The sequence below is a fragment of the Gilvimarinus japonicus genome, assembly GCF_042847215.1.
GTDB lineage: Bacteria > Pseudomonadota > Gammaproteobacteria > Pseudomonadales > Cellvibrionaceae > Gilvimarinus > Gilvimarinus japonicus.
This window is the reverse complement of record NZ_AP031500.1, coordinates 1,930,712-1,956,362: the sequence shown is the minus strand read 5'-3', so window position 1 is coordinate 1,956,362 and position 25,651 is coordinate 1,930,712. Positions and strand designations below refer to the sequence as shown.

19 protein-coding genes, 1 pseudogene and 1 riboswitch are annotated in these 25,651 nt (G+C 52.6%); of the genes and pseudogenes, 7 read left to right on the top strand and 13 right to left on the bottom strand.

Features of this window, described 5'->3' with window-relative positions; translation table 11 throughout:
• Positions 1–41: 41 nt before the first annotated feature.
• A complete protein-coding gene (bioA, locus tag ACGHAD_RS08365) occupies positions 42–1,328 on the top strand; it encodes an adenosylmethionine--8-amino-7-oxononanoate transaminase (RefSeq protein WP_382415722.1) in 1,287 nt (428 codons plus the stop codon).
• Positions 1,329–1,386: 58 nt separating this feature from the next.
• Here bioA and ACGHAD_RS08360 read toward each other — a convergent pair whose 3' ends face one another.
• From ACGHAD_RS08360 to adk, 6 genes are all read right to left on the bottom strand, one after another.
• Positions 1,387–2,394, bottom strand: a complete 1,008-nt coding sequence (locus tag ACGHAD_RS08360; RefSeq protein WP_339615371.1) for a tryptophan--tRNA ligase — start codon at positions 2,392–2,394, stop codon at positions 1,387–1,389.
• Between the two features lie 63 nt (positions 2,395–2,457).
• Positions 2,458–3,579, bottom strand: coding sequence for a DUF3524 domain-containing protein (locus ACGHAD_RS08355; protein ID WP_382415724.1), 1,122 nt, complete (start codon positions 3,577–3,579; stop codon positions 2,458–2,460).
• The gene (locus tag ACGHAD_RS08350; RefSeq protein ID WP_382415726.1) at positions 3,576–4,898 is read right to left on the bottom strand and encodes a M18 family aminopeptidase; all 1,323 of its coding nucleotides are present in this window, start codon (positions 4,896–4,898) and stop codon (positions 3,576–3,578) included. Before ACGHAD_RS08350 ends, ACGHAD_RS08355 begins: the two co-directional genes overlap by 4 nt.
• A gap of 75 nt (positions 4,899–4,973) precedes the next feature.
• Positions 4,974–5,672 carry a tRNA (adenosine(37)-N6)-threonylcarbamoyltransferase complex dimerization subunit type 1 TsaB gene (tsaB, locus tag ACGHAD_RS08345; protein ID WP_382415728.1) on the bottom strand — a complete coding sequence of 233 codons (699 nt, stop codon included), beginning with the start codon at positions 5,670–5,672 and terminating at the stop codon, positions 4,974–4,976.
• A 185-nt stretch (positions 5,673–5,857) separates the two neighbouring features.
• Positions 5,858–6,604 (bottom strand): hypothetical protein, encoded by a 747-nt coding sequence (locus ACGHAD_RS08340; RefSeq protein ID WP_382415730.1) that lies wholly within the window; start codon positions 6,602–6,604, stop codon positions 5,858–5,860.
• Positions 6,605–7,148: 544 nt separating this feature from the next.
• Positions 7,149–7,802 (bottom strand): adenylate kinase, encoded by a 654-nt coding sequence (gene adk / locus ACGHAD_RS08335; RefSeq protein WP_339615376.1) that lies wholly within the window; start codon positions 7,800–7,802, stop codon positions 7,149–7,151.
• A 455-nt stretch (positions 7,803–8,257) separates the two neighbouring features.
• Here adk and ACGHAD_RS08330 point away from each other — a divergent pair, with 455 nt between their 5' ends.
• On the top strand, positions 8,258–8,587 hold the full coding sequence (locus tag ACGHAD_RS08330; RefSeq protein ID WP_339615377.1) for a type 1 pili tip component: 330 nt from the start codon (positions 8,258–8,260) through the stop codon (positions 8,585–8,587).
• 106 nt (positions 8,588–8,693) lie between these two features.
• Here the strand turns inward: ACGHAD_RS08330 and ACGHAD_RS08325 are convergent, their stop codons facing one another.
• From ACGHAD_RS08325 to ACGHAD_RS08315, 3 genes are all read right to left on the bottom strand, one after another.
• A complete protein-coding gene (locus tag ACGHAD_RS08325; RefSeq protein WP_339615378.1) occupies positions 8,694–9,224 on the bottom strand; it encodes a shikimate kinase in 531 nt (176 codons plus the stop codon).
• A gap of 38 nt (positions 9,225–9,262) precedes the next feature.
• The gene (locus tag ACGHAD_RS08320; RefSeq protein ID WP_390403748.1) at positions 9,263–10,909 is read right to left on the bottom strand and encodes a methyl-accepting chemotaxis protein; all 1,647 of its coding nucleotides are present in this window, start codon (positions 10,907–10,909) and stop codon (positions 9,263–9,265) included.
• Positions 10,910–10,990: 81 nt separating this feature from the next.
• On the bottom strand, positions 10,991–12,706 hold the full coding sequence (locus tag ACGHAD_RS08315) for a potassium/proton antiporter (RefSeq protein ID WP_382415735.1): 1,716 nt from the start codon (positions 12,704–12,706) through the stop codon (positions 10,991–10,993).
• 136 nt (positions 12,707–12,842) lie between these two features.
• On the opposite strand from ACGHAD_RS08315, the gene ACGHAD_RS08310 reads away from it, so the two are divergent.
• A complete protein-coding gene (locus tag ACGHAD_RS08310) occupies positions 12,843–14,840 on the top strand; it encodes a VacB/RNase II family 3'-5' exoribonuclease (RefSeq protein WP_382415737.1) in 1,998 nt (665 codons plus the stop codon).
• Positions 14,841–14,847: 7 nt separating this feature from the next.
• On the top strand, positions 14,848–15,324 hold the full coding sequence (locus tag ACGHAD_RS08305; protein WP_382415739.1) for an EVE domain-containing protein: 477 nt from the start codon (positions 14,848–14,850) through the stop codon (positions 15,322–15,324).
• 83 nt (positions 15,325–15,407) lie between these two features.
• Here ACGHAD_RS08305 and ACGHAD_RS08300 read toward each other — a convergent pair whose 3' ends face one another.
• Positions 15,408–17,972: a pectinesterase family protein gene (locus tag ACGHAD_RS08300; RefSeq protein ID WP_382415741.1), complete on the bottom strand. Its 2,565-nt coding sequence runs from the start codon at positions 17,970–17,972 to the stop codon at positions 15,408–15,410.
• 391 nt (positions 17,973–18,363) lie between these two features.
• Between ACGHAD_RS08300 and ACGHAD_RS08295 the strand changes: the two genes are divergently transcribed.
• Together ACGHAD_RS08295 and ACGHAD_RS08290 are read left to right on the top strand one after the other, a co-directional pair.
• The gene (locus ACGHAD_RS08295) at positions 18,364–18,951 is read left to right on the top strand and encodes a hypothetical protein (protein ID WP_339615384.1); all 588 of its coding nucleotides are present in this window, start codon (positions 18,364–18,366) and stop codon (positions 18,949–18,951) included.
• Between the two features lie 111 nt (positions 18,952–19,062).
• Positions 19,063–19,893, top strand: coding sequence for a S1 RNA-binding domain-containing protein (locus ACGHAD_RS08290; RefSeq protein ID WP_382415743.1), 831 nt, complete (start codon positions 19,063–19,065; stop codon positions 19,891–19,893).
• Between the two features lie 275 nt (positions 19,894–20,168).
• On the opposite strand, the pseudogene ACGHAD_RS08285 reads toward ACGHAD_RS08290, so the two are convergent.
• The 3 genes and pseudogenes from ACGHAD_RS08285 to guaB all read right to left on the bottom strand — a co-directional run.
• Positions 20,169–20,624, bottom strand: a pseudogene (locus ACGHAD_RS08285) (YceI family protein); the annotation flags it as partial.
• Between the two features lie 171 nt (positions 20,625–20,795).
• Complete coding sequence (guaA, locus tag ACGHAD_RS08280) at positions 20,796–22,373, bottom strand: glutamine-hydrolyzing GMP synthase (RefSeq protein WP_339615387.1); 1,578 nt, start codon at positions 22,371–22,373, stop codon at positions 20,796–20,798.
• Between the two features lie 86 nt (positions 22,374–22,459).
• Entirely contained in the window at positions 22,460–23,935 is a 1,476-nt protein-coding gene (gene guaB, locus ACGHAD_RS08275) for an IMP dehydrogenase (protein ID WP_339615388.1), read from the bottom strand.
• 204 nt (positions 23,936–24,139) lie between these two features.
• Here guaB and xseA point away from each other — a divergent pair, with 204 nt between their 5' ends.
• Positions 24,140–25,474 (top strand): exodeoxyribonuclease VII large subunit, encoded by a 1,335-nt coding sequence (gene xseA, locus ACGHAD_RS08270; protein WP_382415746.1) that lies wholly within the window; start codon positions 24,140–24,142, stop codon positions 25,472–25,474.
• 55 nt (positions 25,475–25,529) lie between these two features.
• Positions 25,530–25,649, top strand: a riboswitch (TPP riboswitch).
• Positions 25,650–25,651 lie beyond the last annotated feature (2 nt).

The following is a 25,651-nucleotide window of genomic DNA, read 5'->3' as shown; positions in this document are numbered from 1 at the left end:
GTTTTGGCCGCTTTTAAGACGCTGACCAAGGGGCACACACAATGGCGCTTAGCAACGATGACATTCTGGCCGGTGACCTTGCGCACGTCTGGCACCCCTACTCTTCTTTCTTAACCCCCTCCCCAACTTATGCGGTGCGAAGTGCCAAAGGTGTCACCATCACCCTAGCCGATGGCCGCGAGCTGATCGATGGCATGTCGTCTTGGTGGAGCGTACTCCACGGCTACAACCACCCACGCATGAACGCCGCGCTCGCCGCTCAAGCCGAACAAGTCAGCCATGTTATGTTTGGCGGTTTAACCCACGAGCCAGCGGTCACTCTGTGCCAAAAGTTAGTTGAGCTAACACCCGCCGGGCTTAACAAAGTCTTCTTATCTGATTCGGGCTCTGTGAGTGTAGAAGTTGCGATGAAAATGGCGCTGCAATACTGGCACTCGCAAGGGCGCCCAGAGAAACATCAGTTTTTAGCGTTAAAAAAGGGCTATCACGGTGACACCTTTGGCGCGATGAGTGTGTGCGACCCAGTGACGGGAATGCACCATTTGTTTCGCGACAATTTAATGCAACAGCGTTTTGCCGAGCCGCCCAACAGCAACTTTTACGGTGAGTTTGACGAGGCTGACCTCGAAAGCCTAAAGGAGCAATTGCACCACCATAAGCAACTGGCGGCGGTTATCTTAGAGCCGATCGTACAGGGCACCGGCGGCATGCGCTTTTACTCGCCGGTGTATTTACAAAAAGTGCGCGAGCTGTGCGACCAGTACAATGTACTGCTGATTGCCGATGAAATAGCCACCGGTTTTGGCCGCACCGGCAAACTGTTTGCGTGCGAACACGCCGGTATTAGCCCCGATATTATGTGCTTGGGTAAGACGCTCACCGGTGGCTATATGACGTTAGCAGCTACTTTATGTAACGACAAAATCAGCGATGGAATTTGCCGTGGCGAAGCCGGTGTATTTATGCACGGACCAACCTTTATGGGCAACCCACTCGCCTGCGCCATGGCTAATACCAGTATCGATTTACTGCTCGAAAACAATTGGCAAGCACAAGTCAGCGCTTTGGCAGCCCGCTTAAGTGAAGGGCTGGAACCTTGCCGTGAACTCGCGGCGGTCGCGGATGTACGAGTGCTGGGCGGCATTGGTGTGGTTGAGTTACACCAGGCGCAAACGCTGGATGAGTTACAGCCAGCGTTTGTCGCCGAGGGCATTTGGGTGCGCCCGTTTGGCAAGCTTGTGTATGTGATGCCACCCTATGTAATGTCGGCCAACGAATTGGCGACCCTGACGCAGGGGATTTATAACGTGGTCTCGCGTTTATCTTAATTAGCCTGTGAGGCACAAAACAACCGATGCCGTTACCCGCATCGGTTGTCAGCCGGGGCTAAATCATCGCTTTTAAACCCACCGCCGAACGCAGCTTGGCAATCAAAGGCTGGCTGTACTCGCGCGCCCGTGTTGCACCTTGCTGTAAAATGTCTTCGATATCAGCCGGCCGCGCCATTAAATCTTCATAGGCCTCACGCGCATCGCCTAGCTGATTATTTACCAGCTCAAACAATTCCCGTTTTGCCTCGCCCCAGGCAATGCCCTCGGCAAACTTAGCGCGCATCGCTTGAGTTTGCTCGTCAGTGGCAAACGCCTCCCAGATTTGAAATACCGTAGAGGTATCCGGATCTTTCGGCTCACCGGGTTCCAGCAAGTTCGTTTTAATTTTATTGATATGCTTTTTAAGCTTTTTCTCGGGCAAAAACAACGGAATGGTATTGTTGTAGCTTTTGCTCATTTTGCGACCGTCTAGCCCCTGCAGCACAGCCACTTTGTCGTCCACCTGCGCTTGTGGCAATACAAAGTGCTCACCATAGTGGTGGTTAAAACGCCCGGCAATATCGCGCGCCATCTCGACGTGCTGAATTTGGTCTTTGCCGACCGGTACTGTGTTGGCGTTAAACATTAAAATATCCGCCGCCATCAAAACCGGATAACCGTACAGCCCCATGGTTACGCCGTAGTCAGGATCTTCGCCAGCGTCCTCGTTGGCGGCTACTGCCGCTTTGTAGGCATGGGCGCGATTCATTAAACCTTTGGCCGCCATGCAGCTAAGCAACCAGCACAGCTCCGGAATCTCGGGGATGTCAGATTGACGATAAAACACCGCTTTTTCGGTATCCAGCCCCAAAGCCAGCCAAGTGGCCGCAATCTCACGGCGCGACTGTTCAATACGCGCCGCGTCATCACACTTAATCAGTGCGTGGTAATCGGCCAAAAAATAAAACGATTGCAACTCAGGGTTTTGGCTCGCGGCAATGGCCGGGCGAATGGCGCCGACATAATTACCCAAATGGGGCGTTCCGGTGGTGGTAATGCCGGTTAATACACGTTGTTTGCTCATGGAGTACTCTTTAAAGGTCAAATCACTTAGCGGCGCTTAAGGGCGCCTATGATACAGGTTCGCTCAAAGCCTGTGTAGCGCGCTAAGCTGCTGTAACAATTGTTGGTAAGCCTGGCCACCACGGGACCACTGTAACGCTGATAAATCCGGCCCCGGAGTCGGGTTTGCGGGGGCCAGCCGCGCTGCGATCGCCGCCGCAAACGCCTGAGCATCAGCCTCCAGCGCACCAGTTACCGGGTAGCAAGCACTCGCGCCAAACCACTCTGGGTAAGCCTGGCGACCGGGCACTACTGGCGTCGCGCCCGCAGCGACGGCCTCAAGCACTGACAACCCCTGAAAGTCGTGATCGGCGCTGGATAAAACTATGTCACTCGTCTGCAGTAGCGGACGGTATTCTGAGCTGGGCAAATAGCCCCACTGCCCCAACCCACCGGCGTCCGACAATCGCTGTTTTATCGCGCTAAATTCGGCGGGCACTTGACGAAAGGATTGCCCCACAACGTGCAAGGTGAACGGCAAGGCCCCGTTATACTCGATACACAGAAGCTCTAACGCGCGCAACAAGAGCGCCGGGTTTTTATCGTACTCCCAACGGTGGTTCCAAATAAGCTGCGGACGTCTGTTTGGGGCACGACTCGTTCCGCTAGGCGGAAAGCACGCATCATCCAGTAAAACAGGAATAACACTCGCACGAGCTTGCAGTTGCGAGACAATACCGGGCGGCACCAAATCCGGCAGCTTACGTAACAATTGTTCGGCACCGGCAAAAAACGAGTCGCGATTAAACCCCGTATTAAACACCAAACGGTCAGCACATAGCGCGCTGTAGAGTGTAACGATTTGCGGTTCAACCGATGCGTGAGCGGTGGCGCTTTTTGGGTAGGCAAATTGGTTTTCATGGAAGTACAAAGCGGTGGGCAAACGCGCTAGCGCAGGCACCATCCCTCGCAGCGCCGCCAAATCGACCATACTTGTGGCGAGCAATGCTTGGTAGTCTGCCTCAAGTGTCTCGCGGTGCAACCCGGCAAAGCTCATGCTATTGCCGCGAATACGCCAACTAAAATGCCTCGGTGGCAAGGCTAGCTGGGTAAACTCAAATTCAGGTAAGTGGTCGGCTAAACCTTTGCGCCAGCGCTGATGGCTGGCGGCATCGTACCCAGATAACAGTAAAACACGGTGGCTCAAACGCTATGGCCCAAGCGCAGCGGCCTTTTAAAAAAGAGCTCCAGCACTTTTTTTAACGCCAAGGCGTCGTCGCTACCGGCCAATTCGCGCACAGAGTGCATAGCAAAGGTCGGCACACCAACGTCGATAGTGCGAACCCCCACCTCTGCTGAGGTAATGGGACCTATGGTGCTGCCGCATTCCATATCCGTGCGCGAAACAAAACTTTGCACCGCAATTCCCGCCTCTTGGCACAGTAGGCGAAACATTCCGCTGGTTTCACTGTTGGTGGCGTAACGCTGGTTGGCGTTAACTTTAATAACCGGGCCGCCATTTAATAACGGACCATGCTGCGCGTCGTGTTTAGCGGTAAAGTTCGGGTGAATACCATGGGCGTTATCGGCCGACACCATAATCGAACGATCCAGCATCCGCATTCGCTCGCTGACATCGGGGCTCAAGCGCTGTAAAAATTGATCAAGCATAGGGCCTTTTGCGCCACAGGCAGAGGCACTACCCACTTCTTCGTGGTCGTTACAAACCAGTAAACGGTGTTGCTCACCGTCGGCACTAAGCAGTGCCTGCAAGCCAACATAACAGCTCAACAGGTTATCCAACCTCGCACTGGCGATAAACTCGCGCTTTAAACCAACCAAAGCTGGCGTTTGCGTATCGTATAGACACAATTCAAAATCCAAGATGTCAGCCGCACCGATGTTTACGCCCTGCTGTTTCAGCTGCTCACTCACCACTTGCTTAAAAAGCGTTGGTTGGTCGCCGTTAGGGGCCAACATTAACAGCGGACGAATATCCTCTTGCGCATTAATAGAGCGATTGCGGTTAGCCTCCCGATCTAAATGAATTGCTAAACTGGGCACGACGGCAACGGGCGCGCAAAAATCAATTAGACTGCTGCACGGCTCGGAATCAGAATCTTTGTAAGTGACCCGGCCGGCAATCGATAAGTCGCGATCAAACCACGTGTTTAGCAATGCGCCGCCGTACACCTCTACCCCCACCTGACTGTAGCCAGCGCTTTGTATATCGGCGTGAGGTTTGATTTTTAGGCAAGGGCTATCGGTATGCGCCCCAACCATACGAATGCCAGCCTCTACCAATGGCTCTGCGGCGTGAACAAACGCCAAAATAGAGGAGTCATTGCGAGTCACAAAATAGCGCCCGCCCGTTTGCAACTGCCAGTGATCAGCCTCTTGCAAACGCTCAAACCCGGCCTCGGTTAACCGGCGCGCCATCTCGGCGGTGGCATGAAAAGGCGTTGGGCTCGCCGCGATAAAGCGCAACAAGTCGTCGTTAAAGTCACTGTGTACTGCATCGTTCATCGTGATTGTCTCGCATTTGGGTTTGTTGCGTGTGTGCTCTGCGGGCAATGGGTTACCCTATCGCTTAATACTGGTTTACGCGGGAGTGCGAATACGCTGGCGCTTTTTCCAAGAAACTTCATTGCGCAAATACACAGGTTGCACTTGCTCAACCGCTTGGGCCTCACCGGCGTTATACAGCATTGCCGCTAATTGCACGATATCGCGCGCGCTGGGATAGACCTCTATTTCGTGCCGGTCGGTCAGGCTCGCTAAGGGCCCATAGCGCCAACCGCTGCCGACGCCAATAAAGGCCGGCTCTCGCGCTACTAGCGTAGCTACCGATTCGGGGGCATTCACGCTATCGGCGTGAATCGCCCTGGGTAAACAGACGGGGCTTGAGCACTCATACAACCCCCAATAAACCTCGCCCATCCGGGCATCCAAAGCACTTAATATTCGCCCTCCGGCAGCGTCACCAAAAGCGCGACCATACGCCATCGCCATCAATGTCGATACCGGCAACACAGGCACATCGGCGCCAAATGCAAGCCCCTGAACCACGCCCATACCAATACGCAAGCCGGTAAAAGAGCCCGGCCCCGCGCCAAAGGCAATCGCATCCAGTTGTTTAACGCTTGTGCCTAGCTCGGCGAGCAACTCGGCGACCATAGGCAAGGCGCGCTGAGTATGGCTTTTAGCGGCCAGCTCAAAACGATCAATCAGTTGATCGCCATCGAGATAGGCAACTGAGCAGGCATCGCTCGACGTGTCTAGCGCAAGAATTTTAGCCATAGGTCATCATCACAGAAAGATTAAGCCGCTATTTTGACAGATTCCCGCCTACCGCCTCAACAATCATTGGCTTAACACCGACATTTTGCCGCCAAACCACTCGCGCGAGACAAAAAAGCCCCCCACTGTTACCAGCGGGGGGCTCGTGAGTCATAACCCAGTAAGCTTTAGGTTATCTGATGAGGTTACGCCTTTTTTGGCGGACGACCACGACGGACGCTGGCTTTTTTGCGTTTCGCGGGCGCTTTACGCTTGGCTGGAGTTTTTGCGCTAGCAGCCGCTTTAGGCTTTGCTTTGGTTTTGCTCTTCACTTTACTTTTTGCTTTTGCCTTGGCGGCCTCTTTTTTCTCTAGCGCTTTAATTTTAGCTTTAGCCTTTTTCTCAGCGGCTTTGGCTTTAGCTTGCATTTTCTTCGCCGCCGCTTTTATCTTTTTCGCGTCGGCGCTGGCGCGAGACTTTAACCACTTGGCCTCAAACGCCGCTTTGGCTTTTTCCAGGTCGCTATAAGCTCGTGCCGACAGGCGCTCTTCCACCTCAGCCACTTTTGCTTTGCTGGAATCTTGTAACGCTCTAACGGCAGCAAGTGACTTCTCTTTGGCCAAACGCGTTTTTTGTTCGGCCAATTTTAACCGCAACGCGCGAGCCTTTTCTGAGGCTCGGCTAGTGGCGGCTGTCGCGGCTTTCGCGGAGCGTTTATCACCCGCCTTAGCGCTTTTCGCGGCTTTAGCTTTGGCAGCTTTAGCTTTAACTCGGGCCGCGTCCACTTTTTTGGATTGCTCATCAAGCTGAGCCTGAGCTTTATCCACCGCGAGCTGTACTTTGGCTACGGCTGTATCAGCCGTAGCAGCTACCGCACGCTTAGGGGACTTACGGGTTGATGTTTTACGTTTAGCGGGCGCTTTACGCGCTGCTTTTTTCGCAACTCTAGCCATGAGATATCTCCTAAATTGTTATTACTCGTACACGCAAAAAGTATAGCCGTGTGAACATGCGCTGCAGGCGCTTCTCAAATACTATTTAAAAAACAATCAGATTGCACGTTTACAAGTCGTTTTTAGCAAAAAACAGACAACAATGGAGTATTTTTTTATTAAAAAGGCAAAAAAGTAACAATGGCGGCGGATTTTTATGTTTTATTTGTGCGCATTGGTTTTACGAGTGCGTTTAACAATAAGGATTAATGCATTAATCCTACACGCATTGAAGCGCACTATACTTTACATCAATAGCCGTAAGGCTATGCAGTCCAAAATACCCACGATGCAAAACCAATAGCGCCCCATTAGAGCCAACTTACATAAAATACCCATAACGCACAGTGCAACCGTGCGACTGTATTAATATTGCGGAGCCCGCCTGCTCGCTCATATACTTTTAAGGTAACAGCTGAGCCTTGGATAAACTTTCAGGCACAAAAAAGGCCCCGCAGGGCCTTTAATGACTTTTTGCTACAACCGCCCTTTAAACTATGACGATTTAATCGGTTAACACAGAAAACAACTGGCTGCGGATATTATCGACACTGCCCACACCCGATACCCGGGTAAAACTTGGGACATTGCCACCTTTAGCTTCAAGGGATTTATAAAACTCAACCAATGGTTTAGTTTGCTCGTGATACACGGCCAGACGCTTGCGTACCGTTTCTTCTTTATCGTCTTCACGCTGAACCAGCGTTTCTGAGGTTTCATCATCCAAGCCGGCATTTTTAGGTGGGTTGTGCTCTACGTGATATACGCGACCCGAGGCCTCGTGCACACGACGCCCACTGAGGCGGCTCACAATCTCTTCGTCGGCAACGTCAATCTCGATCACGTAATCAATATCGATACCGGCGTCTAACAATGCTTCGGCTTGCGGAATCGTGCGCGGAAAGCCGTCAAATAAAAAGCCTTTTTCACAATCGTCCGCCGTAATGCGCTCTTTCACCAACGCAATGATTAGGTCATCTGGCACCAAACCACCCGCAGCCATGATGTCTTTGGCCTGTAAACCGAGCGGAGTACCCGCTTTAACGGCCGCGCGCAACATGTCGCCAGTCGAAATCTGCGGAATACCAAACTTATCCATTATCATTTTTGCCTGAGTACCTTTCCCTGCACCCGGCGCCCCCAATAATATGACCTTCATTTACAATCACTCCTCAGTATAAATTATTAGACCTCGTGGGCCTGAACGGTCAACTGGCGCTCTAAACCGCCTTGGTACGACACCCTAGATGCCGCCCTTATGCCGTTACGACTGGTACTCTTTAACACTGTCCCGCAAGCTGAAACTTGCCACAGCAGAGCCCTGCATCGAAAGCTAATTTTGAATAAATATTGTTCAGAAAAAAGGCGATACGATACACCGCTGCCCACCCAAGCACAAGACGGGGACTTTGACAGGTCAAACATGGGACATAAGCCATTGTTTCATATAGCCATTGTCGCTATATTAGATAGTAGACTTCTCACCCGACAGCCATTGCCGGCCTTTATAGGTCGCGCTGAGCTGAGCAAGATCTAACCAGGCCGCCGAGATCTGTGCACATTATTAATGCACCCCGCGACCGCCCGACCAGTAACTGATAGAGGTAACGGAATATGAAACCCAGCGAATTAATAAGCCATTGGGAAAAAACTGCCAGCGGCGAGATGACCCGTTCCGCCTATCACGTAGCACTACCGATGGAAGATGCCGCTAAGCTTGAGGCGCTGCAGCAAATGTACCCCAAACGCAGTGTTGAACAGCTTATCGGAGACTTACTAAGTGCCGCCCTGTATGAGCTAGAAGAATCCATGCCCTACGTAAAAGGCAAAAACGTCGTGGCACACGATGAATTAGGGGATGAAATTTACGAAGATACCGGGCCAACCTCACGCTTTTTAGAGCTTTCTCAGGCCAAACTGAAGCAACTTAAAGCAGAAGGCTAACCCCGTTTTTACAGCCACATTTTTATAAACTTGACGGCCGCCAGGCCGTCAAGCTCGGTAAAAACGACTTAGATTACGCCGCCACTACCCTTTATACCGCATAAACTCAGGCGTCTTTATCGGCGTACTGACCGCCCTCTTCATAAATAACTTCACTGACGATTTCCGCTGGGGTTTTGCCACGGCAATCAATCGTGATATCAGCATGGCGTTGGTACAAAGGCAGCCTTTCGGCGTAGATATCGGCCAAGCCATGACCATCGGGGCTGGCAATGCCGCGAGTTGACAAGTTATCCACGCGTCTTTGCACCTCGGCCAAATCGACATCGAGGAAAACCACCTGGCCCAGCGATTTAAGCAACCCCATTGCAGGCTCGCTGTAAACAACACTGCCACCGGTCGCCACCACGTGGCGGTCACAGACTAGTGACAACACGGTAGCCTCTTCGAGCTCACGCAAGTGCTGATAATCGGCATCGTAGACAATATCTTGCAACGTCTTACCGGCGTGCGTCTGAATTAACAGATCGGTGTCGACGAACTCCCGTGCCAGCTCTTTAGCGAGCAATACGCCAACCGTGCTTTTACCCACACCCGGCATGCCAATAAGGATAATGCTTTCGCCATGTACAGTCACGACAACTCCTGCGTATTAAGTTTTAGGGCACTTTACCTCTAAACCTTAAAGTTTCCCACCAGTTGACGCAAGTTGTGCGACAGAGTACTAAGCTCCGCGCTGGCTTCTGCGGTCTTGCTGGCGCCGCCAGAGGTATTCATCGCCAGCTCATTAATTTCCACTAAATTTTTATCAATCTCGGCGGTTACTGAGCTTTGCTCCTCAGCAGCGGTGGCAATCTGAATCGCCATATTGGTAATGGTACCCACCGCCTCACTGATACTCGCCAGCGACTCACCACCGTCGTTGGCGGACTCTACCGCCTCCCCGGTCATGTCACTGGCGTGGGTCATCGCTTGCACGGCGCCTTGAACTCCTGATTGCAACTGCACGAGCATCTGCTGGATATCCTCGGTGGACTCTTGGGTGCGGCTGGCAAGCGTGCGCACCTCATCGGCGACAACGGCAAACCCTCGCCCTTGTTCACCGGCGCGAGCCGCCTCAATGGCGGCATTTAACGCGAGTAAATTGGTCTGCTCGGCCACACCGCGAATCACATCAATCACTGACGTAACGTTTTTAGCTTCGTCCTCAAGTTTGCCCATAACGCCGGCCGTGTCGTTAATACGGGCTGACAACTCCTCTACACGCGCTACCGCCGTGCGTATGCGTGCTTGCCCAATCTCTGTCACATTACTGGCGTTTTTAGCGCTTTCAGCCGTCTCGTTGGTGTTTTGTGCCACCTCTTGAATCGCCACCGTCAACTCATTTACAGCAGCGACCACCATGGTAATGGCGTGGCACTGTTCGTCGGCAGCCCTCTGGCTGTTGCTTGACACCTCTAATAGTAGGTTGGCCGATACCGCCACATCTTCTGTATTACTGCGAATTTGGCTGATGAGCGATTGCAGTTTATCCATAAAGCGGTTTACATGCCCCGCGAGCTCGCCCAATTCATCACTATTGCCCTCATCCAGGCGAATCGTCAGATCACCGTCGCCCTCGGCGATGTTATGGATACGATCACCAATGGCTTTGAGCGGCCGAATCACCATCATGGGAAGCAATAACGCCGCCGCTAGGGCAACCAACAAGCAGATAACCGCAATCACAATCAGCTGCGCCGAAATGGTTTGCTCATCGGACTCGATTTGTTGCGTAAATTGATCGACGTGGGCCAAGCGCCGCTCACCGACTATGTCTAAATGAGAGCGCACCGCCTCAAAGTAGCGAAAGCTCTTTTCAAACCCTTCTTGCTCTACCGCGTCAATGGCCATCGGATCACCCAAACTTGCCGCCGATACCAAGTTTCGACTGTATTGGTACCACGAATCATACAGCCGTAAAAACTCCTCGCGCTCGGCGGGGGTACTGGTGTCGGATAACTGCAACGACTGTAAAAAGCGGGATTTAGCCTGCTCAGCATTATCTTCAAACTCGGTTTTTAAAGCCGCAATACTGGCACCACTCACGCCGCTGATAAACATCGTGCGCTCAGCGGTTAACGCCTGATAGAGGTCTCTATCAGCCTGCAAGATTAACTGCAGCTCTTGGAGGTTAATTTTAGCAATCGTATTGGCATGAGATGATAGCTGGTTGGTCGAGCGAACGGAGTAGAGGCTCGAGTACAAAAACAATACGACCAACAGTAACAACGGTAGGGTGAGCTTCCAGCGAAAGCTCATATTATGATACCAAGCAAACATTGTGTGTCCCTCTCAACGCCAGTGGCAGTGCTATTAGCAGCAACGCCTAATTATTATAATATCGGCCGTGGACGGAAAATCTTAACGGTGCAGTTTTAAGCTGACTTTAACCACCTTCGCGTCTTGCATTTCCAGCACAATAAACTCGACATTACCTAAACGCACCCGGTCACCCACCACCGGTTTCTTGTAGCGCTTGTAAATATAGCGGCCAATACTCCAGTTCGCCATGTCGGCGGGGACCTCAAAGCTATACAACATCCCCAAATCGGCCAACTTCGCTCGCGGGGTGAACACAAACTCGCCAAAAAAGGCCTGTGCATTCAAACGATCCGGCTCCAGCTCACCCACCAAGGTTTTATCGAGGGCTTTTAGGGCATCCGGTCTGGCCAGCAGATAAACGTGATCATTGGCCTGCAATGTGGGATCGTCCTGCAACGGCACCGGCATCTCTTCACGCATAATGCACAATAGCTGAGCCTGGTCCGGTAACGGCAAATTTGCCACGTCCATTTTTAGCGCTGGAGAATCCTGCAATAGCTTGTAGCCGACAAACTCAAACCCAGCCTGCCCCGGTACACCCAGCTCAACCCGCTGCACCCGCGATGAACTGGTGGGCACATCCAACTTTAACCAGCGCGCCAAGGGCGCTACCGTCCAGCCCTGTAGCACCAGAGAGATAAGCACAATAAAAAAAGCAATATTAAAAAAGAACGGCCAGTGCTCTAGCCCGGCGAGCCAGGGGAACATCGCCAACACAATGGGTACCGCGCCCCGCAGCCCAACCCAAGAAATAAACAGCGTCTCGCGCCACGAAAACTGAAACGGCAGCAGCGATACAGTCACGGCCAGCGGCCGCGCGACAAAGATTAAAAACAATCCGACTAATAACGCGCTGGAAGCATAAGTCACCAGCTCCCGTGGCGACACCAGCAAACCCAGCATTAAAAACAAGCTAATTTGCGCCAACCAGGCAATGCCATCGTGAAACCGCTGAATATTGTACAACCCGCGCGAAACGCGGTTGCCCACCATTAAACCACCCAAATAAACGGCTAAAAAGCCACTCGAGTGCAGCACGGCGGCCACCCCAAAAATTGAAATACCGCCAAATAACGCCAACAGAGGATAGAGCCCGGGGCTTAACTGCAACTTAGTCACACCCCACGCCAGTACACGCCCGCCAACGACCCCAACGGCGGCACCTACTCCCATTTGCCAGACAAAAGCCCACAACATCGAGGCGTGAAAACCGGTCTCGCCCAAGCGGATAAACTCGACCACGGTAATGGTTAAAAAGATCGCCATCGGGTCGTTCAAGCCCGACTCTATCTCAAGCGTTGCCCCGACCCTGGCCTTGAGCGCCAAGCCCTGCATGTTAAGCACGGAAAAAACGGCGGCGGCATCGGTAGAGCCGACGATAGCGCCAATCAGCATGCCCTCTACCCACGACAGCTCCAGCATCCACGCGGCAAACGCGCCGCACACAGCGGCGGTAACGACCACCCCAAGTGAGGCCAACACCAACGCTGGGCGCAACCCCACCCGAAAGTTGGTGATGTCCGTGCGCAAGCCGCCATCAAACAAAATCACAGCCAGCGCGATGGTGCCTAAAAATAACGCCGACTGAACATCGTCATAGGCAATTTTACCTATGCCATCCTCACCGCCGAGCATCCCCACCAATAAAAACACCAACAACAGCGGCATTCCCACTCGAGGCGAGAGCGCGCTGGCCAAGATACTGATCAAAAAAAGAACAGCACCGAGCAATATCAACTGATTAAGTACATCCATAAGTTAATAATACACTAGCTTGACAGGCATACCGACGCCCACGCGAAAAAATTCAAAGCGGCGACTGTGACCAGCGCAAGCAGATAAATCCTGTTATCATGCACGCTATTCTCATGCCCAGATCAAGTTGTTATTCATGCTCAATAAAGACGCTATCTCTCAGCTTTCGCAGTTAAAGTCCTCTATCGTCGCCGACAAAACCTACGCCGAAGGCATTGTTCGGCCCACCGCCAAACGCTTTGGCTTTGTCCGGCTGGATGACGGTCGCGATGCCTTTTTGAACCCCGACCAGATGCTGCGAGTACTACCCGGCGACCGAGTGAAAATCAGCCTGACCGAGAACAACAAAAAGCAGCTGGAGGCAACTCTTGAAAGCTTATTGGAGACGCCATTAACGACCTTCGTCGGGCGTTACGTTCGCAAGGGTCCTGCGCATTTTGTCGAGCCAGACTTACCACCGTTCAACCGATGGTTATTTATTCCGCCACAAGAGCGCACCAACTGCGCCGAGGGCGATTTAGTAGCCTGTCAGCTGGTTCGGCATCCGTTTAAGCACGAAGGCAAAGCGCAAATTCGTGTGATAAATCGCATCGGTCGGCCCGACGAAATCGGCATAGAGGGTCGCTATATCGCCGCTAAGTTTAATTTGCCTAGCGAGTGGAGCGAGGCCGCACTGGAGCAAAGCCAGAGCATCAATATCGACCACCTTGATGACAACAAGCGGGCCGATTTAACCGACTTACCGCTGGTCACTATTGACTCGGAATTTACCCGCGACATGGACGACGCCGTCTATGCCGTCCGCGACGGCAATGGTTGGACCCTGACCACGGCCATTGCCGACCCCAGCGCGTTTATCACGTACGATTCAGCGCTTGATCAAACCGCTCGAACCCGTGGGAGCACGCTTTATTTACTGGGGCACCCCATTACCATGCTGCCCACTGAGTTGTCGCACGACACGTTCTCGCTCATTGCCGGCGAAGTGCGACCGGCCATAGTGTGTAATATCCGTATTGATAGCGATGGTAAAATTACCGATTACGGGTTTCAGCAAGCGCTAATCAAATCGCACCACAAACTGAACTATCAGGCGGTCAGCGATTTGCTGGATGAACGCGAAGGCGGTGACGACAGCTACGCAGCCCTGCCAAGTGACGTTCGCGACAGTCTAAAGGCACTGCACGAATGCGCGAGCGCGCGCTTAAATTATCGTCGCGAGCACGCCCTGGTGATGGAAGATCGCGCCGATTACCAATACTGGCTAAACGATCAGAAAAAAATCGAACGGATTGAAAAGCGCCACCGCAACACCGCACAAAAGCTGGTCGAGGAAGCCATGCTCGCCACCAACATCTGTGCCGGCCGCTTATTCAAAGAAAACCCCAGCACCGGCCTGTACTCCGGTCACGTCGGGTTTCGTCCCGAGCGCCTAGAAGATGCCAAACAACTGGCGGGTGAACTCCTGCCCGAACTGGCCGCGCAAGATCTCGCGCAGCTGCCTCACTTTCAGGCGCTGTTTAAGCACCTACGCGCTAACGCGCCACAAAATCCCGAGTTAAACGCGCTGCTTTCGTTGCTGCAACGGCTGCAGCAAGCGGGCAGCTTAAGCGCCGAACATCAAAGCCATTTTGGCTTGGGCTTTGACGCCTACGCAACCGTCACCTCTCCTATCCGGCGCTACCAAGACCTGTTTAACCACTTTGCCCTTAAAGCAATATTAACAGGTACCGATGTACCCGTAGCCCCGAGCGAATTGGCCGAGCAGCAACAGCAAATTTTAGTGCGCGGGCGACAAGCCAGCCGGCAATTAGAGCACTGGCTGCTGTGCCAATACTTGGCCGAGCACGTCGGCACCGTTCATTTCGGCACCATTACCGGGGTTAGTCCTAACGGTATTAATGTGCGCCTTAATGACATTGGCTGCGACGGCTTTGTGCAATTATCAGAAAAAGGCAAACCGCGCCCTAAATTTGACAGCAGGCGCTTACAGCTAACCACAGAAACAAAAGTCTATACGCTGGATGAAACCATTGCGGTAAAAATATCGGCGGTAGATGTTGATACTCGCCGCATCAGCTTAGAGCTAGTAGACGCCGCCGTGGCCGAGCGGTTGCAAGCGTTCGAGCAATAGTACAACCGTGGTGCGCACAAACTCTGAACAATACTGGCTATTTAAGTCGGAGCCTGATTGCTACAGCATTGACGATCTGGCGCAAGCGCCGCAACAGACCGCCCGCTGGGACGGCGTGCGCAACTTTCAAGCGCGTAATTTTTTACGCGACCAAGTCGCTGCGGGTGATCGGGTATTTTTCTACCACAGCCGCTGTAAAATAATCGGTATTGTCGGCACTGCGATCGTCAGTCGCGCCAGCTATACCGATCCGCAACAGTTTGACCCACAAAGCCCCTACTTTGACGCCAAGTCCAGCGCAGAAGCGCCTCGCTGGTTTTGCGTTGATATCACCTTGACTAAAAAATTTGCTCAGACAGTCACTCTTGATCAGATCAAACAAATTCAAGCGCTTGATGAGATGGTGCTGCGTAAACAGGGTCGACTCTCTATCCAGCCCGTGACCCAACGGGAATGGCAAACCATTAACCAACTGGCAACATAATGAACGGTTAACACCTTTCTGGTGCCTTTAACCCAAAAAAAATGCCGGCATATATGCCGGCATTTTTACGTCTTGCGGTCTATTTAAGGCTCTGGGTTCCAGCCCGCACCGCCGTTGTAACCGGCGAATACTGATGCTCTATCCCAGTATGCGGCCGCTTCGCCCGCAGATAACAGGTAACCCGATTCGCGCTGGGATAAATCCAATGGATTACCGCTTAAATCGGTACTACCAAATTCTTTCCAACCAGAGCTGGCATCGGCAACAACAGGATTGGGGGCGGGCTGACTATTAACACCCTCACCCGCCCAACCGATATCGGCAATATGGCTGTCCATGGCGCAATTGATAAACGTGATATTATCGTAGTTCTCAGCTTTGCCGCCACTGCGAGCCAAATAGCTGGTGCCATCGGCAATTACATTTCCCGTTGGCCCGGCGCCGTGCGTTAAACGCGAGTTTAAAAACACAAAACCCGGGTCGGTAATATTTTCAGTACGCGCCTGCAAAATATAACCATCGCTAGAGCCTTTAGAGTCGCCAATCGAGCGTATCTCACTGTCTTCAAACAGTGAAGCGACGCTATAACCCCAAATAAAATCGACGTTACCGGCTACCAACGTATTGTAAAACCAGGTATAGCCTTTTAATAACAAGGTATCCTGCTCGCTAATAAACGCAGAGTTTTTCGCGATCAAACGGTAGCTACTGTTAAAGTAAATCGTCTCCGCTTGGTTGGAGGCATTGTCGACCCGGATGTGGTCATTTTTTAAGGTGATGGTATCGAGTACTAAATTGTCGACGCCCTCAACCAAAAACACACTGCGACCACCGCCCGGTGTACCTGGGCCAGGTGCTGCACTGCCGCCCGAACCACCGTTTAACGACTCGTAGTTATCGTAATGAATCACGGTATTGTCAGAGCTCTCGCCCCGCAATGTGAGGTTATTTTTATTACGTAAAAACAACATCTCGTGATAAGAGCCGTCGTTAATATGGACCAATGCCGCATCATCTTTCGGCACACTGGACATCATATAGTTTAACGCCCCTTGAACAGTGCGAAAATCGGCCGCACCGTCGTCATCCACCGTGACCTCATTACCCGTAGGGGGCGCCGCTTTGGTGCTAAAGCTCCAGTTGCTGTTTTCTCCTAAGCCGCTAAAGCTCATACCGTTAAGGTCGGCGGCGACCACGCCATCACCAATGGCCACATAGTAATCGGTGCCGTACTCCAACAAACCCGTGTGCGGTTTAATGTGCAAGGTATTGCCATCGATAACAAAGGGGCTGTAATAAACACTGCGCACGCGATCTTGCCCCGGATAACCAATATTATCGACCTCGGCACCGAGGTTAATAGTATCAATCAACGCATTATCGCTGGCGCGAAAAATACGCACCGAGCCGATGTCACCCAGCGTTGGCGCCGAATCAAAAGTGATCGCCAAACCTTCATCAATGTGGACATCCATAGCACCACTGGCGGGCATCAACTTACCGTCCAGATCACCATAGGTTGTGCTTGGCATGGTAAAACCTTCAGCCACCGCGACATCAATACGGCGCTCGATACTGGGGTCAGAACCACTGGTAAAGGTTACGCTGGCGTCACCTTTCGCCAAAGGCGTCAATGATACTGCTGCGCCGTCAATATCCACGGCAACAATGGCCGGATCTGAAGACTCCACGGTAAACGAATCTTCCGTCACCCCATCATCTTGCAATGCGGCCACTGTCACCACTAATGGCGCGCTGCCGGCTTCAACCTCCCATGTTGGGTCAGCATAATCGATGGTGAGTTGCACGGGCTTAACCGCCGGATCGCCCACTTTAATATCATCGATTTCGAACGACCTATTGTAGGTGTACAAACCAATTAAGCCTTTATCAGCGTAATCGGCGTCCGGCGTGGTGCCCAGCAGCTCACCGTTTAGGTAAACGGTTAAGTCTTCACCGATCATTTCAAAGCGTACGGTGTACCAAACACCATCGGTCTCGCCGGCTTCACCCAGCAAAATCGGCTTACTTGCCTGCACTGGCCGCGAGATCGAGCCGTCAACACTTTTGGCGATTTCGACCTTGGTACTGCTTGAAGAGTTTTGTACGTTTAAGCCGCCGGCGTGCCAGTTACCTGCACTGTCGTAACGCGCCATCATGTATAAAAACTTACTGGCGGTATTGCTGTTTTGCCGTGGGCGAATGCGCGCTTCGACAAAATAGTCGGCATTAGGCACATCGGCAAACGCCTCGGGCGTGACCAGCAGCAGTTCACCATCTACCTTATTTGGGCCGGCGGTAGCAGCGGTATAACGCAGCACGTTATTGCCATTGTCATCCAAAATATCAAATGTACCGGTCGCGCCAGTAGTGTTATCGGGGCTGGCCAAAACGTTCCAATTGCTCAACTCGCCGCTGGCAAAGTCGTCACAGAAATACAAACCGGTTTCAGGGCACTCGAAGGGGCCGGCTACCGGCACTTCGGGTTCAGGTTCAGGCTCCGGTGTAGGTTCCGGCTCGGGTTCTGGTTGAGAGCCATTATCGGCAGGGATATTAATAACGATCGGATCGTCGTCATCACTGTCGCTGCCACAACCGGCGAGTACGCCTAGTAAAACGGCAGCCGACAAAAGATAGCCAGTTTTCATGCTAATTCCTTATTATTGATTATATTTTAGGCAGTCAGGTCACGGTAAACGTTTACAGCGCGCAGGACCACCAACCCACCTTACCAAAAAAGTTAATGGTATGACCAACAATAACACCACTGCCTTACCAAGCTCAATAGTATGATATTTATTATTGGTACCTTAAAAGCCCCATCAAGTACTCCCAACCTTTACACAACCCTCTTGTAAAACGTACATAATCAACAACTTAGAGAGACTATTTATTAATCAACTTAAATCAAATACGCCTATTTTTGTGATGAAGAGCACGCAACAGAGGGGTGGTATCGTATTTGGCAAAGCAATTGCTTTGTATGCGGCAGAGTTTTAATAGCCACTTGGCATCAAACACCCACAGGAGTACTTTACGATGGCCTTACCAGTTAGAACTATGCAAATCGCTGCGGCAACGCTTGCACTGTCTGTCGCGGGCGGCGCTTACGCCGATCGTGGCGCAGCGTTAAAGAACACTTATATCAGCTACAACCATGCGGGCCTGCAGTACGTAGAGCAAGATTTGGACGACTACGATTGCAACCAAGATGGGCTGCGCGCCTATGGCAACGTCGACATTGACGGCCACTGGTACGGGGTCGGCTCGGTGACGGATGTCAGTGGCAATAACGGTTGTGGCTCTACCACTGTGGCGGCTGGTGCTGGCTACCGTACCGCTTTTAGCCCTAGCTTTGATTTGTATGGCACCTTGAGTGTGGAGCACACCTCTCCCGACTACGGCAGCAGCGATACGGGCCTCATTGCCGCCGCCGGTCTGCGTGGTATTTTGTACAACAACATCGAAGGTAAAGCCGAAGTGGCGCACCACACCGCCTTTAATGACACCACGGCATTAAACTTAGGCGCCAACTACTGGTTTACGCGTACCATCGCCGCCACCCTAGACACCTCTCTATCGGATGAAGGCAATTCGATCGCCGCTGGCGCCCGCGTGAACTTTTAATCATTTAGCAGGCATCAAAAGCAGGCAGAAGCTTGGGGTTGCCCCGAGCTTCTGCCTGCTTTATTTTTATAGACGCGTTACAATCGCCCTTTTGCTTAAGGCGACTTAGTTATGGCGCATATTGGCCGTTACGCGACCCTCCCCATTGTTAAGCTGGTAGATTTTGGCGCTTACCTAGACGCCGGTGAGCTAGACACCATACTGCTTCCCAAACGCTATCTAACCGACGAGATGACCATTGGTACCGAGGTGGATGTGTTTTTGTACCTCGACTCCAACGACATTCCCGTTGCCACCACCATCAAACCCTTTACCCAAGTAGGTGAAACTGCCCTACTCAAAGTGGTGGATATTAACGATGCTGGCGCTTTTCTGGACTGGGGATTACCCAAACATTTATTGGTCCCCTATAAAGAGCAACACAAACGATTCGAACTTGGACAATCTTACGTCGTCACTTTGTATTTAGACCCGTATTCACAACGGATAGTTGGCTCTTCGCGCCTCAGCCGGCACCTAGAGGAGGACGGTCGCCACCTGAATGTCGGCGACAAAGTCGACTTACTGATATGCGGCAAAAGTGACATGGGCTTTAAAGCCGTGATCAACCAAGCGTATCTAGGTTTGATATTTCGCGACGACGCGTTCCGCCCGGTGCGCTACGGCCAACGGCTTGATGGTTACATTAAAGGTATTCGAGCGGACGGCAAGATTGATTTGTCCCTGCAACCGCTGGGCGACAAAGGCCGCGACCGACTGCAACAAAAAATTATGGATTATTTACAACAATCCGGTGGGCGCTCTACGCTAAACGACAAAGCCGACCCTGCCGAGATCGCCAAACAGTTTGGGGTGAGCAAAGGCGCCTACAAGAAAGCCTTGGGAGCCTTGTATAAACAGCGCGCAATTACCATTGACCATGATGAAATCAGTCTTAACTGATAAAACCCGCGCGGCGCTGCAGAATCAAAATATCGCGTAAAATCTTGTTTTTTTAGGTACGGACACAAAGATAAACTGCAGCTCAGCGCCAAGGCGCTAGGGTGCGATACCGCCACTAGACACTCAGAGGTGCAGGCTTTGGCTCTCTGTATGACGACATACATACCTCGGTAACATCACCTCAAGCTCGGTCGCAGCCGAACCGGAATACGGCTCACCAACAGGGCGCGAACCTAACATCACAGGCATGTACACCAGTAAAAGCCCAAGCGAGTTTACCGTCGAATAAACTCGGCGTATATCTCAAGCGTTACTTCATCACCCACGGCAGGCACAAACTGCCCCATGCCGAACTCAGAGCGCAATAACGTTAAACCGGCATCAACACCTAACGTATAGTTTCCCGTCAGCCGATTGGTGGTGGCACCATTTAACGTAACCGTTAATGTCGTCGTTTGTGTCACGCCACGAAACGTCAAATCACCACTAAACGCCAACACCGGCCCTGTCACTTGAGCTCTACCGCGCGATTGAAAACGCGCCTTGGGATAATCGTTAACGCACAACCAATCACACCCCATGAGTGTTTCGGCAAAATCAGGACGGTTAATATCCAGCGAGGTCATATCCACATCGGCGGTAAACGTACTCGCCGCCGGGTCATCGTTGCGATAGTTAAGTTGGGCGTCCGAGCGATTAAATCGACCGACGAAGCTAGAGATACCAAGGTGAGAAACTTTAAAATAACGCGAGTATGGTCAGGATCTAATTGGAAGTTTCCGGGTTTTAAGGTGGACAACGAGGTGTCCACCTTACCCATTATTAACGAGCCACAACCTGCCAGAGCAAACAGCGCACTGCAAAGTACAATGCCACACGCTTTTTTAGGCCCGCTAAACACATTACTCCCACTCGATGGTGGCGGGCGGCTTACTGGATACATCGTAGGTAACCCGCGAAACACCGGAGATTTCGTTGATAATGCGGTTCGAGGTTTTCTCCAACAGCTCGTAAGGTAAATGCGCCCAACGAGCTGTCATAAAGTCGACAGTCTCGACCGCGCGCAGCGCGATAACCCACTCGTAACGGCGGCCGTCGCCAACCACACCCACCGATTTAACCGGCAAGAAAACGGCAAACGCCTGGCTGGTTTTGTGGTACCAATCGGCGGCGTGCAGCTCTTCTAAAAAGATAGCATCGGCCTCGCGTAAAATATCGGCGTATTCTTTTTTGACTTCGCCCAAAATACGCACGCCCAAACCTGGCCCGGGGAAAGGGTGACGATAAACCATATCGTAAGGCAAGCCCAACTCTAAGCCGATGGCCCGCACTTCGTCTTTAAACAGTTCTCGTAACGGCTCAACCAGCTCCAGCGCCATATCATCTGGTAAGCCGCCGACATTGTGGTGCGACTTAATGACATGTGCTTTACCCGTCTTAGCGGCTGCCGATTCAATCACATCGGGGTAAATCGTTCCCTGCGCCAACCATTTCACATCGCGAATTTTGGTAGCCTCTTCATCGAATACTTCGATAAAGCTATTACCGATAATTTTACGCTTGCGCTCCGGATCATCTTCGCCGCTTAAGCGTGACAAAAACAACGCTTCACGATCGGCGCGAATCACTTTAACACCCATGTTTTTCGCAAACATGTCCATCACTTGATCGCCCTCCGACTTGCGTAGCAAACCGTTATCGACAAACACACAGGTCAGCTGATCGCCAATGGCTTTGTGCAACAGCGCGGCCACAACGGATGAATCAACACCGCCTGACAGCCCCAACAGGACTTTATCGGTGCCGACTTGTTCGCGAATTTTTACCAGCGCATCATCGACGATATTGGCGGGGGTCCACAGAGGTTCGCAACCGCAAAGCTTAAGCACAAAGTGCTCAAAAATACGCTTGCCCTGTAGCGTGTGGGTCACCTCGGGGTGAAACTGCAGGCCGTAAAAATCTTTCTCGTCACAGTACATACCGGCAATGGGGCACGATGGCGTCGAGGCCATAACCGTAAAGCCCTCAGGCAAAGAAATCACTTTATCGCCGTGACTCATCCACACATCCAGTAGCGCATTACCTTCGGCGTCGACGTGATCTTTAATGTCGTCAATCAGCGGGCCGTTGCTATCGATTTTTACTTGCGCGTAACCAAACTCCTGAATCGCCGAGCCTTGTACAGCGCCGCCCAACTGCTCGGCCATAGTTTGCATGCCGTAACAAATACCCAATACAGGTACGCCCAGTTTAAATACCACTTCAGGGGCGCGGGGCGAGTTAGCTAAGGTGACGGACTCAGGGCCACCGGCAAGAATAATACCGTTGGGGTCAAACTCGCGAATTTCTTCTTCGCTCATGTCGTAAGCACGAATAATGGAGTAAACCCCCACCTCGCGCACACGGCGAGCAATTAGCTGTGTATATTGAGAGCCAAAATCGAGAATGAGAATACGCTGAGCGTGAATATCCTGAGTCATAGGGTTTCCGCAACGGTTAAGTTAACTGTAAAAATGAAAAACCCCCGCACACCATGGCGGGGGTTTTGATGCTGAGCAGAATCAGATTAGCGGCCACTAATAGGATAGTTAGGCGCCTCTTTGGTGATCTGCACATCGTGTACATGGCTCTCGCCCATACCCGCCGAGGTCACTCGGACAAATTTGGGCTGAGTGCGCATCTCGATGATATCACGGCTACCCGTGTAGCCCATGGCCGAGCGCAAGCCGCCCATCATCTGATGCACGATCACATGCAGTGGCCCCTTGTAAGGAACACGGCCTTCAATGCCTTCTGGCACCAGCTTTTCAGCGCCGGCGCTGGCGTCTTGAAAGTAGCGATCAGACGAACCTTGGGTTTGCGCCATAGCACCCAACGACCCCATGCCGCGATAGGCTTTGTAGGTGCGCCCCTGAAACAACTCAACTTCACCGGGGGCCTCTTCGGTTCCGGCAAACATCGAGCCCATCATCACGCAGTCGGCACCGGCAACGATGGCCTTAGCCAAGTCGCCGCTAAAGCGCACACCGCCATCGGCAATCACCGGCACGCCCGTATCTTTTAGCGCCGAAACCACATTGGCAATCGCCGACACCTGAGGCACACCCACACCACTGACAATACGCGTGGTGCAAATGGAGCCTGGGCCAATCCCCACTTTAACAGCATCGGCGCCAGCATCGGCCAACGCTTTGGCCGCCTCTGCGGTGGCGATGTTACCGCCGATCACTTGAAGATCGGGGTATTTTTGTTTAATCGCGCGAACCCCATCAAGCACATTTTTGGAGTGTCCGTGAGCGGTGTCCACCACCAGTACATCAACCCCGGCATCAACCAGCGCTTTCACTCGGTCATCAGTATCAGCACTGGTACCAACACTCGCACCAACGCGTAAGCGACCCTCGGGGTCTTTGCTGGCACTGGGGTATTGCTCAGCTTTATTAATGTCTTTTACGGTGATCATGCCGCGCAGCTCAAACTTGTCGTTCACGATCAGCACCTTTTCGATGCGATGTTTGTGCAGCAATACCCGAATGTCCGCCGCCGAGGTGCCCTCAAGTGCGGTCACCAGCTTCGCCTTGGGTGTCATAATGCTCGAGACAGTCGCGTCTAAATTGGCCTCAAAGCGCACATCGCGACGAGTGACAATACCAACCAAGTCGCCATTTTCAAGCACCGGAACGCCCGAGATGTTGTGTGCTTGAGTCAACTGCAACAGGTCGTTAATGGTGGAGTTTGCCTCGATGGTGATCGGATCTTTAACCACACCGGCTTCGTATTTTTTAACAGCGCGCACTTGCTGCGCCTGTTTTTCAATCGACATGCTTTTGTGGATAATGCCGATACCGCCCTCTTGCGCAATGGCGATGGCCAAACGCGCTTCGGTGACAGTATCCATGGCCGCGGAGATAAGCGGTATATTGAGCGAAATTCCGCGGGTCAGGCGTGTTTTTAACGACACATCCTTAGGGGTGACCTCGGAGTAACCGGGTACCAGCAAAACATCGTCAAACGTGAGAGCCTCTTCAGCGATTCGCAACATAGCTATCCAACCTTTGCGCCAATAGAAAATAAGCGCGGCATTGTACTCTATTTATAGGCCGCCAGTAAACCAGAGAAATCCGGGGCACGCCGCGCTAACTGACTGATATTCTTTTATTTTTGCGGCTTACAACCACACGATATAAAAAGCTCAAAATAGCACTTTACCGGCACCAATTTAGCCTAGCTTTGTTACAATCACCCCATGGATTACACAGCAACCGATAACAGCCGCACCATCTACAGCGTTACAGCGCTCAACCGCCTTAGCCGCCAGCTGCTAGAAACCCACCTGCCTCTGGTTTGGATTGAGGGCGAGATTTCAAACTTTGCCAGGCCCAGCTCGGGCCACTGGTACTTCACCTTAAAAGACGATGCCGCCCAAGTACGCTGCGCGATGTTTCGTAACCGTAACGCTGGGCTGCGCTTCACCCCGACACAGGGCGAGCAAGTGTTGCTGCGTGCACGGGTAAGCTTGTACGAGGGCCGGGGCGACTACCAGCTGATTGCCGAGCACATGGAGCCGGCTGGCCACGGTGCACTGCAACGCGCCTACGAACAACTAAAAGACAAACTGGCTAAAGAAGGCTTGTTTGACCCCGAGCGCAAACAAGCGCTGCCCGAGCTACCGCGCCACATTGGCGTGATCACCTCGCCCACCGGTGCGGCGATTCGCGACGTCCTGTCGGTGTTACAAAGACGCTACCCCGCGATTCCTGTGAGTATTATTCCGGTGCCGGTGCAAGGCACCGAAGCGGCCCCCGCGATTGTCCAGGCACTTGCCATGGCGGCCCGCAGTCAACTGTTTGATGTACTGCTGCTAACCCGCGGCGGTGGCTCGCTGGAAGATTTATGGCCGTTTAATGACGAGCGGGTCGCACGGGCCATCTCTCTATGCCCCGTGCCGCTTATCAGCGCTGTGGGGCACGAGGTGGACGTCACCATTGCCGACTTTGTCGCCGATGTACGCGCCCCCACCCCATCGGCGGCTGCCGAATTGGTCGTGCCCGATGTCAGTGAGCAACTGGTGCGCCTGCAAGTGCGCGAGCGTCACCTAGGGCAAACGATTCAACGTCGCTTACAGCGCTTGAGCGAGCAACTCAATCATTTACAAAAGCGACTACGCCACCCCGGTGACCACTTACGGCAGCAGTCCCAAAGGCTCGACCAACTCGAATTGCGTTTAAACAGCGCCATCAACCACAAGCTAGAGCGCACAAAACAAACGCTCGCCAACTTAGAGGCTCGCCAACCAGACCCACGCTACGCGCTGCAACACCTAAAAGCGCAATTCCAGCGAACCCGCAGCGCCCTTATGCAGCAGTGGCAAGCCAGTCACCAGCGCGCCTCTCAGCGCCTCGGCGAGAATGCGCGTCTACTGCACAGCGTCAGCCCGCTCAGCACGTTAGAGCGCGGTTATGCGTTAGTCACCGACTCCCACGGCAAAATAGTGCGTGACAGCGATGCAGTACAACAAGGCGATAAAGTAACAGCCAAGCTCGCACGCGGCGAACTGCACTGCCAGATCATTGAGGGTTAATCACTCGGGCAAAGCTCATCAAGATTGCACGGCTCGCGTAAACCCATTATATTGAGCGCTCTTGTCGGGGCGCCTCGACCTGTTTAAGACAGGGACGGAGGCTGAGATCGGTACGTCCGAACCCGTGGAACCTGAACAGGCTGATACCTGCGGAGGAAACAAGTAACGCATTCGTGC